A 15,646-nucleotide genomic window follows, 5' to 3' on the forward strand; every position below is an offset into this window, starting at 1 on the left:
GCGCAGCCACACCTTCCCCGCATTGATGGGATGATAACCCTTTTTTTAAAGGCCTTCAATTAAGTTTAGGCTAAAACCCTTATCTTTGCGGGGATAACCCCCTCGAAGAGAAGGTGGGCAGGGGGGGCGGGATTTGTATATATTGAGCTATGAGCTTGGGTTTTTGAGAAAGGGAAAGGTGAAAATGCCGCTTGTTCGCACCGGCTCGGTGGATTTTGGTTTGAGCGCTCAAATTGAAGAAATTGGGCCGGATCTTTTAGTGATTGTAACGGGCGGCCCCTTGCCTCATATCGGCGCTGTGGCGGCGGCCACGCCAAGGAAAAGCCTTGCCGATCCGGCCAAGACAAGCGCTTCAACCAGTGTTTTTTGCTATGTGGGGCATAAAGAAGATGAGATAGCCCGTTTTCTGGCCCAGAATCTGGCTGCTCGCCTGAAAAGAAAAGTGCTGGTAACCGCAGGCATGCATTGGGAAAACCTTACGCCTGAGGGGATAAGCCAGGTGGAGGCCCAGACAGGAGAGCTGTTGACCGCCATATTAAACTCACTGACGTAATTGAAACTTTCAATCCACCCGGATGATTTTCACCCTTTTACCCACCCAATGTGGGGGCAGATAAATGCGCCCTGAGTTGCCGCTTTGTTTTACCTGTTTGTCCAGCATTTCAAGGCCGTGGACCTCGAATTTTACTGACCCTAACTGGTTTTCGGCAAAGGCTTCCTGGTTTTTATCTTTAATGGTCTGGTCCGCATCCCGATTTTGGGTTTTGGGATAGGCCACTACGTTGTTATCTGGTTTCATTTTTTCCGTGCGCGATTTAAAGTTCAAGTTTTCGGCAAGGCGGGACCGGGCAGCGCCTGGCCTGTGTGAGCATCCGGTAAGATTTATATCTTACCGGAGACTATAGCTTGCAGACAAAGTCCTCCTGGACTTTGTCTGATGCCGATTGCAAAAACGTGGTTTTGCAATCGGCGCGAATTACTCGCCTTAGGAAAGCCTCGTAATTCGGCGGGCCATCCTTAGGCCCGCGTTCAGGCTGTTAATAAACAGCCTGAAGCATCCGGTAAGATTTACATCTTACCGGATGCTATTGGATTCTCAAGTAAGGCCAACATCCCTTTTAAGTACGGAAACACCCCGTATTTGCCTGGGAACTTGAGGCCAGGCCCTGATCAGGGCATGGTCATGCCTGATTTAAGGCCCGGTCTCCTGGTTCTTTCAGCGTCCCTTCCATTGAGGAGCGCGTTTTTCCAAAAAGGCGCTGACTCCTTCTGTGGCGTCTTCTGTGGTGCACAGCCTGGCAAAAGCCTCGTTCATATAATCAAAGGCCTTGGTGTATTCCATATCGGCCATACCGTAAAAGGCTTTTTTGCCTATCTGCACCGCTGTGGGGCTTCTTCGGGCCAGTTCAGCGGCCCATTCCCTGGCCTCTTCCTCTAATTGGGAGAGGGGAACAGCGCGGTTGATCAGGCCAATCTCAAGGGCCGTGTCAGCGGTAATCAAATCCCCGTACATCAACATCTCAAGGGCCTTTTTACGCCCCACCGCCCTGACCAGGGGAACCGCCGGCCCCAGGCAGAAAAGCCCGACTTTGACAGCGGTAAAACCAAATCGCGCGGAATCAGCTGATATGCAAAGGTCAGAGGCTGAAACCAGCCCGGCCCCGTTGGCCGCAGCCACCCCGTGGACCTGGGTCATCACAGGCTTGTTCATGGCGGCCATGACGCACAACGGGTTTTCCATTTTTTCAACCCACTGTTTGAATTCATGGCCTGTTTTGCCGTTAAATTCGTTTATGTCAATGCCAGCGCAAAAGGCCTTGCCTGCGCCTTTAATAAGAACCACCCGGACTTCCGGGTCCTGGTCCATGGTTTTAAGGGCCAGGGAAAGTTCCTCCGCAGTGCCGGAATTAAAGGTGTTCATGCTTTCAGGGCGGTTTATGGTGATCACCCCGACATGATCCCGGCCTGTCTCCAGTAAGAGGTGTCTAAACTCCAACTTAGCGGCCTCCTCGCAAAAATCAGCGTGACTGTGAGAACCTTTTATTCTTTATCCCCAGAGGGCAAGACCGAACCGGCCCAGCGGTTCATGGTGGCCATGCCGCCGCCCAGGTTGACGGTGTTTGTGTAGCCCTTGGCTTTCAATATCAGCTGTGACTCGTAGGAGCGCACGCCCGAGTTGCAGACCAGGACCACGTTTTTGTCTTTGGGCACCTCCTGCCAGCGTTCGCGCAGGGTTTCCTGGGGGATGTTCACCCAATCGTCTCCAAAGGCCTCGAGGAAGGGCTCTGCATTGGCAAAGGCGCGGGTGTCGATAAAGACGGTGTTTGAACCTTGCGGGTCGCGCAGGCGTTTTATGAATTCTTCCGGAGCCAAAGGCTCCAGCCTGCCTTCCAAGAGGTTTTCGGCTGCGTTGGCCGCACTGTTTAAAACGTCCACAGCGGCTCCCAGAGGCGGCGAGTAGGCCAGCTCCAGGTTCGAGAGGTCTTCCAGGGTGGCTTTAGCCGCCAAAAGACCGGCCACTGCATTGACCCTGCCGACCACTGCGTCGCCGTTTTCGCCAACCGCGGTAAGCCCCAGTATGCGGCGGTCTGTCTCGTTGACCACCAGCTTCAAGAACATCATTTTCTGATCAGGATGGAAATGGGCCCTGTCGGCCTGGGCCACGATCACGGCCCGGGCTGCAAAACCGGCTTCTTTTGCCTGAAGCTCGTTTAAGCCGGTGCGGGCCAGGCTCAAGCCAAAAAGCTTGATGCAGAAGCTGCCCGAGGCTCCGGGGAAACGGGCGTCTCCGCCTGCGATATTGGTTCCGATCACCCTGCCTTCCCGGTTGGCTAAAGAGCCTGCGGGCATGAAGATGCCTTCACCGGTGATCATGCTTTTGATCGATACGCAGTCGCCTCCGGCATAGATGTCCGGATCCGAGGTGCACATATGATCGTCGACTAAGATGGCTCCCCTCTGGTTCAGGTCCAGTGAGGCTTCGGCCGCCAAACTTGTGTTGGGGCGCACCCCGCAACCCATGATGACGACGTCGGATTCTATTTTTTCACCACCGGCGATTACGCCGCAGGCATTTCCCTGGCCGTCATCCAGCACCTCCTCCAGGCTGGCGCCTAGATGCAGATGGATGTCTTCCTGCTCGGCCATGCGGATTTCCAGCATGCGGGCCATCTGGGGATCGGCCAGTCCCGGCAAAAACTGGGGGGCGGCCTCCACAATGTGCACCTCGATGCCCCATAGGTCGGCCATGGCCTCGGCCATTTCCAGACCCGTGGCTCCGGCGCCTACGATAACGGCTGTTCCCACCTGTCCTTGAGAGACCATCTCTTTAATAGTCTTGGCGTGGTGCAAATTCGCCACAGGCACCACATTGTTGAGATCCTTGCCGGGAACAGGCGGAATAAAGGGAATGGAGCCTGTGGCCAGAACCAGCTTGTCATAGGGCAGGCTCATTTCCTCGCCCGTATCCAGGTTGCAGGCCCAGACTTCCTTGGCCTGGGGATCCACCCTGGTGACCTCTGTTCTGGTCAGCACTTCAAGGCCCTTTACCTTGGTGAAGAAGTTTGCGTCTCTGACCATATGAAAACTGGTGGACAAAAGTCCTTCCAGATCAGCCACATCGCCCCCAACGTAATAGGGGATTCCGCAGCCGCCATAGGAAATCAGGCTGTCACGGTCCACCATGGTTACCTTGGCTTCAGGCATCAATCTTTTTATGCGGCACGCGGCCTTGGGGCCAGCGGCAACACCACCAACAATAACTACGCGCATACTCATCAAAATACTCCCAACAAAACCTACCCGGCCCTTATTCGTACAACTACTTGTAGATGATCAGTTTTTCGTTCACCTTAAGTACATGGCCGCGCTTCAAGTTGTTCCACTCTTTCAGCTGGTTCATTCGAACCTTGTATCTGCGGGCAACAGTGAATAAAGTGTCACCCTTGCGGACAGTATATACAAACTTTTTACTATTGTTATTAGGTTTTTCCTTTGCTTGCTTGGCTACGTTTTTAGTGGTTTTTGGGCTGGAAACAACTTTCGGGGCGCTTGGGGTGGTCTTTTTTGCCTCCCGGGAGAGCTTTTCCAGCCTGTCCTGCAGGGCCGCCACCCGGGCGGAGAGTTTGGTGAGTTGGTTGACGGAACCCGCCCGGCTTTTAAGGGCCTCCAGTTCCTTTTCCAGTGATACCAGCCGGAGCATAAGGCCGCTGACGTCTTTTTCCAGCTTTGCCACCCGTTCGGCGGCGCCCCCGGGAACCACCTCGGGAGAGGGCGGAGGGCCCATCACCGGTTGGGGCGGGAATAAAAATACCCACAGACCAAAAGCCAGGGCGATTAACGCCACCACCAGGCTGAATATACCGAGCACCCCTGAGGAGCCTTTAGTCTTTGGCTTGGGTCCGGTTTGCGGCCGCTGGGTGTTCTTAAGTGGTGGGGTCTGGTTTAAGTCTGTTTCTTGAGGGGCGGGGCCCAAGTCTATTTTGGGGCCCAAGTCGTTATACCCGCTTGTGGTCATTCTTTTTTCTCTCCAGATTCGAAGATATATGGCGATCTGCCCTTTACCGTTCGAAAAAAAGCAGCGGATTCCCGGGTGTGAAACCAGGTGCAAGCTGTGAAAATACTTGCCCTTCAGTATATAGCATTCCCTATGGAGGGCTACAATAGAGCTTTTTACCTGGCTTTGGGCTCAACTTGCGGTCGCCTTCTATCACTGCATGCTATTGGGTTCCTATAAAGTCTCCCCTGAAGGTGCACAAAGGCCTTTTCAACGCCGTCTCAATCTGGGCTAGAAGAGGTTTTCGGTCTTTAGGCATCTTGCCGTTTAAACTGAGATAATTGGTGTAGTGATCACTGAAAAGGTCAAATGGGCCGGTTACATTTTCAAGTAGATATTGAAGCTCCAGAAGGACCTCGTGGGCGTTTAAAAGTTTAAAACTCCCCTTTTTTATCTGATGCAGTAAAAGGGTGTTTATCTTGGGAACCAAGGTTCTTATGCGAACGGTAAAAAGACCTGCCCGGTTGATTTCATTCAATACAAAGGCGGTTTCCGCAGCCGCTTTCAGGGAGCGCTCTTTTCCGGCTATGCCTGCCAGTACATAGAGGCTTAAGTTAAAACCGGCTTCAAGGGCCATTTGTCCGGCCTGTATCTGTTCCCGCGGTAGAACCCCTTTTTTGATTAACTTTAAGGTTTCGCCGTCCCCTGTTTCCAGCCCCACATGCAGACGACTCAAGCCCGCGTCTTTAAGCTCTTTAAGCCCGTCAGGGCCGTGGGATAAAATTGAGGGCATGGAGGCATACACCGTTATCCTCTCCACATTGGGAAACAGCTCCCTGGCTCTGCTGCTTATCCTGGCCAAATCCCTGGTCGGCATGGCCATGGAGTTGCCGGCGGGAAAAAATACACTTTTTACCCTTCCCCCAGTGAGGCGGGCGGCTTCTTCAAGGTCGGCGATTATCTCTGAAGTGGACCGGATATGGAACCTGGGTCCCTTTTTATAGACCATGCAGAAACTGCACTTGTTGTGGGGGCAGCCCACTGTGGCCTGGACTAAAAGGCTGTCCGCCTCGGAAGGGGGGCGATAGATGGGACCTTCATAATACATGGGTGAAAAGTACTCCTGGTCTTTGCCCGGGTCAAGAATCTCTTGTTTTTGTCTTTTTCTGCGGGTAATAGTTGGAAGCTGGCCGCGTAGGTGATAAAGATAACTGATAATGAATAAAAATAACTCAAATGAACAGTTAATTTGGTTTAAAAAAGTTTCATAAATAAGTTTTGATGTTATTTTTTCTTCGATTAAGAGGCGGTTACATGTGATAATGAATATTTGATAGCATGTTGCCCAATTCAGGATTTTTTGCCATACTTCATATAAAGATGAAGCTTACGCATTTCCGGAGGAAAAAAATGGCCAACGCCGTCGCAGTAGATGAAGGCGCGTCTCAAGCTGAACGCATGGCTGGGAAATATTTGACCTTTGACCTGGCCGAAGAGGAATACGGGCTGGAGATTCTCCGCGTGCGCGAGATTATCGGCATGATGGAGATAACCCCAGTGCCCAGAACACCGGAATTTGTGCGAGGCGTGATCAATCTGCGCGGCAAGGTTATCCCGGTGGTGGATCTGAGGCTTAAATTCGGCCTTCCTTTCAGGGAGCCGGATGAGCGCACCTGCGTTATTGTGGTGGAAGTGCAGAACCCCGAGGGCACGGTCCAGATGGGAATCGTGGTGGACAGGGTGAACGAGGTGGTGGATGTCAAACCCACCGACTTGGAACCCACCCCCAGCTTTGGCGTAACCCTGGATACGTCCTTTATTCTGGGCATGGCCAAGGTTGGTGAAAAAGTAAAAATTCTCCTGGATATTGACCGCGTTTTGACTACGCAGGAAGTGGCGGCGCTTTCCAGTTTTTAAGGCTGACCGGAAAGAGCCTATGGATTTATAGTTAAGTCGGGTCGTTCCTTTAAAACGACAGTAAAACGGTCATGGCGTGGCATTCCCCGCTATGACCGTTTTTTGTTAAATTGGAGATAAAACCTTGCGCATAACAGTAACCCCGGAAGCACGGGAATTTGCCAAGAAAAACGGAATAAGCGATATCTCTTTCGTTCATCACGCCCCGGATGTGGCCTGTTGTCTTGGTGTGGCCCATGAAGTTCTGGTGGCCTATGAAAAACCGCCCAATGCAGTTAAATATCACTACCACCTGGTGGATGGTCTTAACCTGTATATAGACAAGGACCTTTTACATAGTGAAGACCTCACCTTAAAGGTCAGAGGTATTTTTAATAAACGCCTGGATTTGGACGGCCTTATCTGTAAGGCCATTTAAAATGCCCCGGATAGGTGGCTTGATTTTTCAAAACTAAAGTGATCTTTGCGCCTTTTGAAAGGGTTAAATTAACCCCCCTCTAAGGCTGAGGCCCGCTCTTTCCCTCATACTTCCCCCACCTTGCATTAAAGTATATGTAAATGCTAATATATCAAACCAGTTATAGGGATTTTTCTTTTTAAACGGGTTGCTGTTTTCCCGTATGCCCTTTGTTCTCTTTTGGACATGCTCTATTTTCTCTATATGTAAAGCAGGTTGGCTTCCTGTTAATCTCCGAAATGGTAATTATGATCGATTATCACTAGTTATTGATAGTTCTAGTGTTGTATAATCCCAACCTGAAGCAGGCGGAGACTGCTTGGGCCCTTATCAAAAGGGGGAAAAGGAATCCACCCTGGAGATGGGTACAGGGACTGACTCCCGGGGCGTAGTGAGATGAACAGGTTCAGGGTGAAAAAGCCTGTTTGTTTCTGGCCCGCAATACGCTTTGCGGAATTGGCCTATTCGCGCAGTTTCCCGCGCAATGAATTCCTAACCATAACACGTGCAGGCAGGAGGTATAAGTATGAACTCTTTGCTGCTGGCGGTCGTATGCTTTGTAGGTTATATCGTGGCCTACAACACATACGGCAAATTTTTGGCACGCAAGATATTCCAAGTGGATGTCAATGCGGTCTGCCCCAGTACTGCGCTACAGGACGGGAAAGACTTTGTGCCGACTCCTCGAGAAGTTCTTTTTGGACACCATTTCACCTCCATCGCCGGTTTGGGCCCGATTGTCGGTCCGGCCATCGCCATTATCTGGGGATGGGTGCCGGCCATAATCTGGGTCTTTTTTGGCTCAATCTTCATGGGTGCGGTGCATGACTTCGGTTCCCTGGTGGCTTCCTTGCGCAACCAGGGCCGCAGTGTCGGCGATATGGCCTCCGGCCTTATCAACAACCGGGTGCGCACCCTTTTCCTTTTGATTATCTTTTTTGAATTGTGGATTGTGATCGCGGTCTTTGCCCTGATCATCGGCATTTTGTTTAACATGTACCCGGCTGCGGTTATCCCGGTCTGGCTGGAAGTCCCCATCGCGGTTTTCCTGGGCTACATGATCTACAAAAAGAGAGTGAATCATCATTTCTGGGGCATAATGGCGGTCATCGTCATGTATATCACCGTGATCATCGGGGCCTATGTGCCCCTTAAGATGCCCTCCATAATGGGATTGAACCCCATTGTGATTTGGGTCTTGATCATGTTCATATACTCCTACATCGCCTCAACCCTGCCGGTGACCACGCTTTTGCAGCCCAGGGACTATATCAATGCTCACCAACTTTATGTGGCCCTGGCCCTTTTGGTTATAGGTGTAATCGTCTCCAGGCCCGAGTTTGTGGCTCCCACCTATAATCCGGCACCCGAGGGAGCGCCGCCCTTGTGGCCCTTCCTTTTCGTGGTGATCGCCTGCGGGGCGATCAGCGGGTTCCATTCCCTGGTCAGCTCCGGCACCAGCGCCAAGCAGTGCGAGAGTGAGCGGGATTCCCTGTTCATCGGCTACGGCTCCATGCTTCTGGAAGCCGGCCTTTCCACCCTGGTGATCGTGGCTGTGGGCGCGGGCATTGGCATGGGTATCGCGGAGAAAGGCGGTGAGATTTTAACCGGAACCACTGCCTTTACCACCCATTACGCCTCCTGGGCCACCGCCGCCGGACTGGGGGCCAAGCTCAAAGCCTTTGTGGTGGGCTCGGCAAATATGATGGAGTCCTACGGCATCCCTGTTCAGATCGCTTTGACGATCATGGGCGTGTTCCTGGTTAGTTTTGCGGCCACAACTCTGGACAGCGCCACCCGTATCCAGCGCTATGTGGTGGGCGAGCTGTTTACGGCTTACAAGATGCCTGCCATGGCAAAGGCGCATCCCGCTACCTTTGTGGCTGTGGCAACGGCGTTTATCCTGGCCTTTAACCAGGGCTTTGGCCTGAAGGAAGTGACCAAGGGCGCGCTTTTGCTTTGGCCGCTTTTCGGAACCGTGAACCAGTTGATGGCCGCCCTGGCCCTTTTGGTGGTTACCGTGTTCCTTGCCAGGAGAAAGGTGCCGGCTGTCTACACCTTTATTCCAATGGTCTTCATGGTTTTAATGACCGGCTGGGCCATGATCATCAACCTGGATAAATTCTCAGCCAAAGGCGACTGGCTTTTGTTCAGCATCGGATTGGCAGTGTTTTTACTTGAGATATGGATGATCATAGAATCACTGATTGTGCTGAAACAGGTCTATGGTGGTCCTTTAGCTGAAACAGAGGCCAAAAAAGCCTGACCTGTTCTTTTAGGCGGAAAGTCCAATTAGACTGTCGGCAAGGCCTTTATAAGGGCCTTGCCGACCTCGATTCCCCCTGTGCGCCTTAGGCGTCCAGGGGGTGTTTCTTTTGCATATTAAAAGGTTAGCTAAAAGATCAAGTGCTTGGGGCCGTAATGGAAAAAGATTGACCGGAAAGGCGCAGCTTGCAAATTCCTCTAAAGGATAGTAATTAAAGGGTAGTCAATCGGGGCCAAGAAGGTCCTAAAAAATAACTGCTCAAGGTATAAAAAACGGCCGGGGTAAGGCTTAATTTGTCAGGCCAGGAAGGCTTGGTTGGACCAGTAGGTCTCCATGGCTTTCTCGGCTTTTTCATTTTGGGAGGCCCGGCATGCGGCGCTTTATTTTTGGCTTTGTTTTGGCTGTTCTCCTTGCGGCATTTGTTTTGCCGGGCCTGACCGCTCCGGCCCTGGCCCTGGATGAGCTTCGCATCTCAGACGGAAAAGGGGACTGGGGATATCCCAACCCTTATAATCACTATCCCCGAGGGCCTGGTTATCTGCGCATGGCTCTCGTCTATGACACCCTGATCTGGAAAGACAAGAACGGTTATATTCCGGCCCTGGCCGATAAATGGAGTTTTCTGCCCCAGGAGCAGGCTTTTTCATTTGAGTTGAACCCCAAGGCCAAATGGCATGACGGCAAACCGGTGACAGCCGAGGACGTGGCCTTCACCATCTCATATTTCAGAAAACACCCCTATCCCTGGGTCTCCGTGGCCAACTTGGGTGAAGTCAAGGTTCTGGGCCCGCATAAGTTGAAAATCCCCCTTAAAAAGCCCTATGCCCCCTTTATTTCGGATATCGGCGGCACCATGCCGGTTCTTCCCAAGCATGTTTGGGAAAAGGTGAAAGACCCCAAGGCCTATAGAGGGCCGGGGGCCTTTACCGGTTCCGGGCCTTATCTGTTCAAGGATTTCAACAAGGCCAAGGGTAGCTATCTTTTTGAAGCCTTTGACGGCTATTACCTGGGCAAGCCCAAGGTAGAACGTCTGATTTTTGTGAAAGGCAAAAATCCCATCATGGCTCTCACCACCAAGGCCGCTTCATTCAGCAGCATCAAACCGGATATGGCCCCCATCTTGGAGAAAAAGGGCTTTGTGGTGCTTAAAGGCGGCCGCGGTTGGAATAAGAAGCTCATGATCAACCATAGAATAGCCCCGTTTAACGACCGCCGGTTCAGAAGGGCCCTGGTCCACGCCATTAATCGGCAGGAGATAATAGACAAGGCGCACAGGGGGCTCGGCACTGTGGCTTCTCTGGGGCTTTTGTCCAAGGATCACCCCATGTACAACCCCGATACCCCGGATTATGCCTATGATCCGGCTAAGGCGGAGGAGATTCTCAAGTCTCTGGGCTACAGTAAAGATAAAGACGGTTTTTTTGCCAAAGACGGAAAGCCCCTTGAGCTGACCTTGCTGGCTTCAAATATCACCGTGGCCGGTGAACGTGTTCCGGATCGCGACGGCGAGATCATTAAACTTCAGCTCGGAAAAGTGGGGATAAAGGTAAAACTGATCAACCTGGAGCAGGGCACCACCGACGCCAAGGTGAAAAATTGGGACTTCCAATTGGCCGTTTCCGGTCACGGCGGCATAATGGGTGATCCCAAGATATTGAATGAGTTGATTTATTCCAAAATTGGCGCTGGTTCGGTAAACTGTGCCCGCTTTGACGATAATAAAGAACTCAACCGGCTTTTGGATGAATCCCTTGACTGTATGGACCCTGCGAAGCGTAAAAAAATGGTGCAGGAGATCCAGCGAATATACGCCGAGGAATTGCCTGCCATAAGCCTTTTTTATCCGGAGAACGTGTGCGCCTATGACGCATCCAAGGGCGTGGAGTGGTATTTCACCCCCGGAGGCATCAGCAAGGGCATCCCCATTGCCCAGAATAAAATGTCCTTGATCCGTTAGGATTGCCCGCCTGAAATGAAAAGACTATTTTTCTCCAAAAAAAACAAGCGGTCAGGGCATATTGCAGCCTTTGCCCTGGCCGCTCTGGCCATGATTTTTTTGAGCTATGCCCTGCCCAGGCTGCTGCCCGGCGACTTTGTCACCGCCATGTACAGCAGCAGCCATGTGGTGCTTGACCCGGGGCAGGAGGCCCAGTTAAAGGCCTATTACAGCCAGGATCAGGGTTTTGGCACTTATCTTATTAAGTTTTTAACCTTTGAGTGGGGCTATTCCTATGCCTTCATGGACCCGGTTTCCTCTTTGATCATGGAAGCCCTGCCCTGGACTCTTTTGCTGTTGGGTTTGGCCAATTTACTCGGCATGGCCCTGGGCTTTTACAGCGGGGTGGAGGCGGCCTGGCGACAGGGGCCTCTGGAAAGGGGACTGGTGAGTCTGGCCACTGTGCTGGAAGGGGTGCCCGAGATAGCGACCTCTGTGGTTTTACTGGCTGTTTTTGCCCTTAAGCTGGGCTGGCTGCCTGCCCAGGGTGCGGAGACCGCCTATGCCCAGGTCGGTCTTTGGCAAAGGCTGGGTGATATTTTCCTGCATATGATTCTTCCCTTAACCACTCTGACCCTGGCCTATGCGCCGGGCAACTTTTTGCTCACCAGAAACAGCATGATCATGGTTCTGGGAGAACCCTACATCACCACAGCCAAAGCCAAGGGACTGCCGCCTGCCCGGGTGCGCTATGCCCACAGCGCCAGAAACGCGCTTCTGCCCCTGGTGACCCGCCTGGGGCTCCGGATGGCCTTTATGATCACCGGAGCCTTGGTGGTTGAGACGATTTTTGCCTACCCCGGCTTGGGCACCTTGCTTTACAACGCCATCAGCAACCGGGACCTGCCCTTGATTCAAGGTGTGGTTCTGGTTTCGGCATTGGTCTTTTTGGGCCTTAACTTGGCGCTTGAGATGACTTACCGCCGTTTGGATCCAAGGATCAAAGATGCATCTTGAAACAGGAAAAAAAGTACTCTCCGATCCCGGATTCAGAGTGGGCGTTATGCTCGCCTTTTTGGTTCTACTTACAACCATACTGGGGCCTGTTTTCAGCCCTTATGATCCCTGGGATATATCCTTTATCCCTTTTGATCAGCCTTCGGCCGAGCATATTCTCGGTGTAAACGACGGTGGGCAGGACATATTGAGCGAACTTTTGCTGGCGATCAGAAACAGCCTGTCCTTCGGGCTGGTGGCCGGAACAATCGGGCTTTTTTTGGGGGTGGGGCTGGGCCTGGTTTCGGGCTGGTACGGAGGCTTGACCGACCAGGTGATCATGCGGGTGGCCGATGTTATTCTGGCTATCCCCCATATCATGATTCTGATCCTGGTGGCCGCGCTTTTCATGCCTTCGCCCTGGCTATTGGCCTGTATCCTGGCCTTGATGGTCTGGCCCACAACAGCCAAGGCCATTCGGGCCCAGACCTTGGGAATCCGGGGCGGGCTGCATGTCAAGGCGGCTGTGAATATGGGGGCCGGGGGCTTTTACATACTTGTGCGTCACCTTTTGCCGGAGATGTTTCCCCTTTATTTGATAGGTTTCGCGGCCAAGGTCAGGATGGCGGTCTTCATGGAAGCCACCCTGGCAATATTAGGGTTGATGCCGCCGGACCATAAATCCCTGGGCATGATGATAAATATGGCGATGAAACATTATTACATGGACGTGTGGTGGAATTGGCTGGCCCCGCCCGTGGTCTTTCTCTCCCTTATCATCATGTCGGTTACTTTTTTGGCCATCAGCATGGAAAAGGTTCTGGATCCGCGCCTGGCCAATGCCTTGCCTGGAGGGCGCACGTGAGCCTTTTGGTTAAAAAACTTAGTGTTAGCTATGAAGACAACGGCCATGCCCTGCAGGCCCTGGAGTGCGTTGATTTTGTTGCCCAAAAAGGGCGTATAACCGCGCTGGTCGGTGAGTCCGGTTCAGGCAAGACCACCCTGGGCAAGGCCTGTATGGGACTTTTGCCTAAAAATGCAACGGTGGAGGGCGGTATAACCCTTGGGGATAAGCCTCTTTTGGGTATGACCGAAGAAGATTTGAACAAGGTGCGCTGGTCCGAGCTGGCCATGGTTTTTCAAAACGGGGCCGCCAATTTTAATCCGGTCTATACTATCTTGGACCAGGTGGCTGAACCTCTTATTCAGCATAGAGACATGCCCAAACCCCAAGCCCTTGAACTGGCGGGCCAGGCTCTTTTGGAAATGGGGCTTAAACCCGAGGAACACACCCGCTATCCCCACCAGCTAAGCGGCGGCCAGGTGCAAAGGGCGCTTTTGGCCATGGCCCAGATCTTAGACCCCGGGGTTCTGATTCTGGACGAGCCCACAGCCTCCTTGGACGCCATGTCCAAGGGGTTTGTTTCCCGGGCCATGGTGCAGAACAAGGAAAAGGGCAAGGCGATTTTTTTGATCACCCATGACCTGGAGCTGGCCTCCCAGCTGGCCGACGACCTGTATGTGCTTTACCTGGGCCAGGTAATGGAGAAAATGGCGGGCAGTGAGCTTTTTTCAGAGCCCAGGCACCCATATTCCCTGGCCTTGGCCAGGTCGTTTCCCAGCATGGAGACAGCCAGGGATCTCGGTGGCATAAGGGGAGACGCCTTTTACCGGCTCTTGCACCAGCACGGCCATCGGAATGGAACACCGCACCGCCATGCCCATATAGCCTCATCCGAGGCCGGGCACGAACCGGGGCATGCCCCGCCAAGCGGTTGTCTTTTTCATGATCGATGCACCCAGGCCCGGGAGGACTGTAGAAAGGGCTTGGTGCCCCTTACCGGAAGCAACGGCCGCAAGGTGCGCTGCCTGCGCGGCGGAATTGTGGATCTGCTTGATCTTAAAGGCATAGCTCACAGCTATGATGACCAAAAAGCCCTTCAGCCAACGGATTTGACCTTAAAAGCCGGTGAGATATTTTGCCTGGTGGGCGAGACCGGCTCGGGCAAGACCACCCTGGCCATGGCAGCGGCCGGGGCCTTGCAGCCTAAAGAGGGCAAGCGGATTTTTCAGGACCGGGACATGGATGAGTGGCTTAAAACAGACCGGCGCGCCCTGGCCAGAAAGGTGGGGTTGGTTTATCAAAACCCGGCTGAATCAGTCAGTCATCGCCTTAATGTGGCCGAGATCGTGGCCGAGCCCTTGCGCATTCAGCATTTGGACCAGGATTCGGTAAAGGTGCAAGAACTGGTTAAAAAAAACCTAAGTGAGGTGCATCTTTCCACTGACCAGAGTTTTTTAAAGAGGTATCCCCATGAGCTTAACATGGGGGCCATTCAAAGGGTCTGCCTGGCCAGGGCTCTGGTTTTGAATCCTTCCTTTTTAGTGGCAGATGAACCCACCAGCTCCCTTGATCCCAGTGTACAGGCCAAGGTTATGAAACTGCTCCTGGACCTTCAGATCAACCGGGGCATCACCATGCTTTTTGTCACCCATGATATTGGCCTGGCCCGCAAGGTGGGTGACCGCATGGGCGTTATGCTGAACGGACGCATGGTGGAGAGCGGGCCTGCCTGGCAGGTGATAGCCCACCCGGCCCACCCCTATACCAGGATGCTTATTCAAAGCGCAAGCGCCTGGCAGGGCATGGCCGATCCCCATCTGGGGGAAGAGACAGGGGATGCGGGCTGCGCCTTTGCCTTAAGATGCCCCCACAGCACTGATGTATGTTTTAATCAAGACCCGGGCCTTAGACAATCCGGACCCAGGAGGGTTCTCTGTCATATTCCCTTAACTGATGAAAATAACGAGATTAATTGGGAGGTAATATGAGCGGTTGCACTATTTCTCAGGACAAAATCGACCAGGCCATTAGTTTTCACGGACATTGGTGCCCCGGCCTGGCTATTGGCATTAGGGCCTCTGAATTGGCCCTCAGGGAGCTGGGTAAGGATGGTGATGAGGATATTGTGGTGGTGGCGGAGAACGACACCTGCGCAGTGGACGGCATCCAGTATTTGACCGGTTGCACCATGGGCAAGGGTAACCTGCTTTTCAAGGACTTGGGTAAAATGGCCTTTTCATTTTATCGTCGTTCCGACGGCAAGGCCTTGCGTCTTTTCTTTACTCCGCCGGCCGAGGGCTCATACGAAGAGGAATTTTACGTTTTGCAGAAAAAGAGTGCCACCGAAGGCCTGACCCAAGAGGAAAAACAGCAGATGCAGGCTATAAAGGACCGCCGCAGCGATAAGATCATGGAGGCGGATTTGGAGGCGATCTTTACGGTGACGGAGCCTGACAACCCGGAGCCCAGAAGAGCTCGCATTCTGCAGAGTGTCTGTTGTGACAAATGCGGGGAGACCATGATGGAAACCCGGTCCCGCCGTTTGGGGGGCAAAGTTTTATGCATCCCCTGTTTTGATGCCATGGATTCCTGGCAATAGGCGAAATTACGCCGGTGAAGTTGTGTTGATGGGTAAATAACCGCATATCACCCGCTTGGGTGATATGCGGTTTTCATTTTGCTGCTTAAATGCGCCTTAAGCCGTGCGGATTTTTAAGACCAGGCGGGGGAACTAT

At 52.8% G+C, this 15,646-nt stretch carries 14 protein-coding genes; 9 read left to right on the forward strand and 5 right to left on the reverse strand.

The window, feature by feature from the left end:
* Positions 1-184: 184 nt before the first annotated feature.
* The gene (locus tag X474_RS20835; RefSeq protein WP_044351797.1) at positions 185-553 is read left to right on the forward strand and encodes a proteasome assembly chaperone 4 family protein; all 369 of its coding nucleotides are present in this window, start codon (positions 185-187) and stop codon (positions 551-553) included.
* A gap of 9 nt (positions 554-562) precedes the next feature.
* Here X474_RS20835 and X474_RS20840 read toward each other — a convergent pair whose 3' ends face one another.
* The 5 genes from X474_RS20840 to X474_RS20860 form a co-directional block, all read right to left on the reverse strand.
* Positions 563-799: a DUF2080 family transposase-associated protein gene (locus X474_RS20840; RefSeq protein WP_156360869.1), complete on the reverse strand. Its 237-nt coding sequence runs from the start codon at positions 797-799 to the stop codon at positions 563-565.
* Positions 800-1,216: 417 nt separating this feature from the next.
* Positions 1,217-1,996, reverse strand: coding sequence for an enoyl-CoA hydratase-related protein (locus X474_RS20845; RefSeq protein ID WP_044351762.1), 780 nt, complete (start codon positions 1,994-1,996; stop codon positions 1,217-1,219).
* Positions 1,997-2,040: 44 nt separating this feature from the next.
* A complete protein-coding gene (locus X474_RS20850; RefSeq protein ID WP_044351763.1) occupies positions 2,041-3,777 on the reverse strand; it encodes an FAD-dependent oxidoreductase in 1,737 nt (578 codons plus the stop codon).
* Positions 3,778-3,820: 43 nt separating this feature from the next.
* Positions 3,821-4,516, reverse strand: a complete 696-nt coding sequence (locus X474_RS20855) for a LysM peptidoglycan-binding domain-containing protein (protein ID WP_044351764.1) — start codon at positions 4,514-4,516, stop codon at positions 3,821-3,823.
* A 202-nt stretch (positions 4,517-4,718) separates the two neighbouring features.
* On the reverse strand, positions 4,719-5,603 hold the full coding sequence (locus X474_RS20860; RefSeq protein WP_044351765.1) for a radical SAM protein: 885 nt from the start codon (positions 5,601-5,603) through the stop codon (positions 4,719-4,721).
* 302 nt (positions 5,604-5,905) lie between these two features.
* Here X474_RS20860 and X474_RS20865 point away from each other — a divergent pair, with 302 nt between their 5' ends.
* From X474_RS20865 to X474_RS20900, 8 genes are all read left to right on the forward strand, one after another.
* On the forward strand, positions 5,906-6,412 hold the full coding sequence (locus X474_RS20865) for a chemotaxis protein CheW (RefSeq protein ID WP_044351800.1): 507 nt from the start codon (positions 5,906-5,908) through the stop codon (positions 6,410-6,412).
* Positions 6,413-6,536: 124 nt separating this feature from the next.
* On the forward strand, positions 6,537-6,830 hold the full coding sequence (locus X474_RS20870; protein WP_044351766.1) for a CC/Se motif family (seleno)protein: 294 nt from the start codon (positions 6,537-6,539) through the stop codon (positions 6,828-6,830).
* A gap of 565 nt (positions 6,831-7,395) precedes the next feature.
* Entirely contained in the window at positions 7,396-9,135 is a 1,740-nt protein-coding gene (locus X474_RS20875) for a carbon starvation CstA family protein (protein ID WP_044351767.1), read from the forward strand.
* 370 nt (positions 9,136-9,505) lie between these two features.
* Positions 9,506-11,092, forward strand: a complete 1,587-nt coding sequence (locus X474_RS20880) for an ABC transporter substrate-binding protein (protein ID WP_044351768.1) — start codon at positions 9,506-9,508, stop codon at positions 11,090-11,092.
* A 15-nt stretch (positions 11,093-11,107) separates the two neighbouring features.
* The gene (locus X474_RS20885; protein WP_044351769.1) at positions 11,108-12,088 is read left to right on the forward strand and encodes an ABC transporter permease; all 981 of its coding nucleotides are present in this window, start codon (positions 11,108-11,110) and stop codon (positions 12,086-12,088) included.
* A complete protein-coding gene (locus X474_RS20890; protein WP_044351771.1) occupies positions 12,078-12,932 on the forward strand; it encodes an ABC transporter permease in 855 nt (284 codons plus the stop codon). Before X474_RS20885 ends, X474_RS20890 begins: the two co-directional genes overlap by 11 nt.
* The gene (locus X474_RS20895) at positions 12,929-14,899 is read left to right on the forward strand and encodes an ABC transporter ATP-binding protein (RefSeq protein ID WP_082464541.1); all 1,971 of its coding nucleotides are present in this window, start codon (positions 12,929-12,931) and stop codon (positions 14,897-14,899) included. The genes X474_RS20890 and X474_RS20895 overlap by 4 nt, the downstream gene beginning before the upstream one ends.
* Positions 14,896-15,510 carry an FmdE family protein gene (locus tag X474_RS20900; RefSeq protein ID WP_044351773.1) on the forward strand — a complete coding sequence of 205 codons (615 nt, stop codon included), beginning with the start codon at positions 14,896-14,898 and terminating at the stop codon, positions 15,508-15,510. The genes X474_RS20895 and X474_RS20900 overlap by 4 nt, the downstream gene beginning before the upstream one ends.
* The last annotated feature ends 136 nt before the right edge of the window (positions 15,511-15,646 follow it).

This window comes from Dethiosulfatarculus sandiegensis (assembly GCF_000931935.2).
GTDB lineage: Bacteria > Desulfobacterota > Desulfarculia > Desulfarculales > Desulfarculaceae > Dethiosulfatarculus > Dethiosulfatarculus sandiegensis.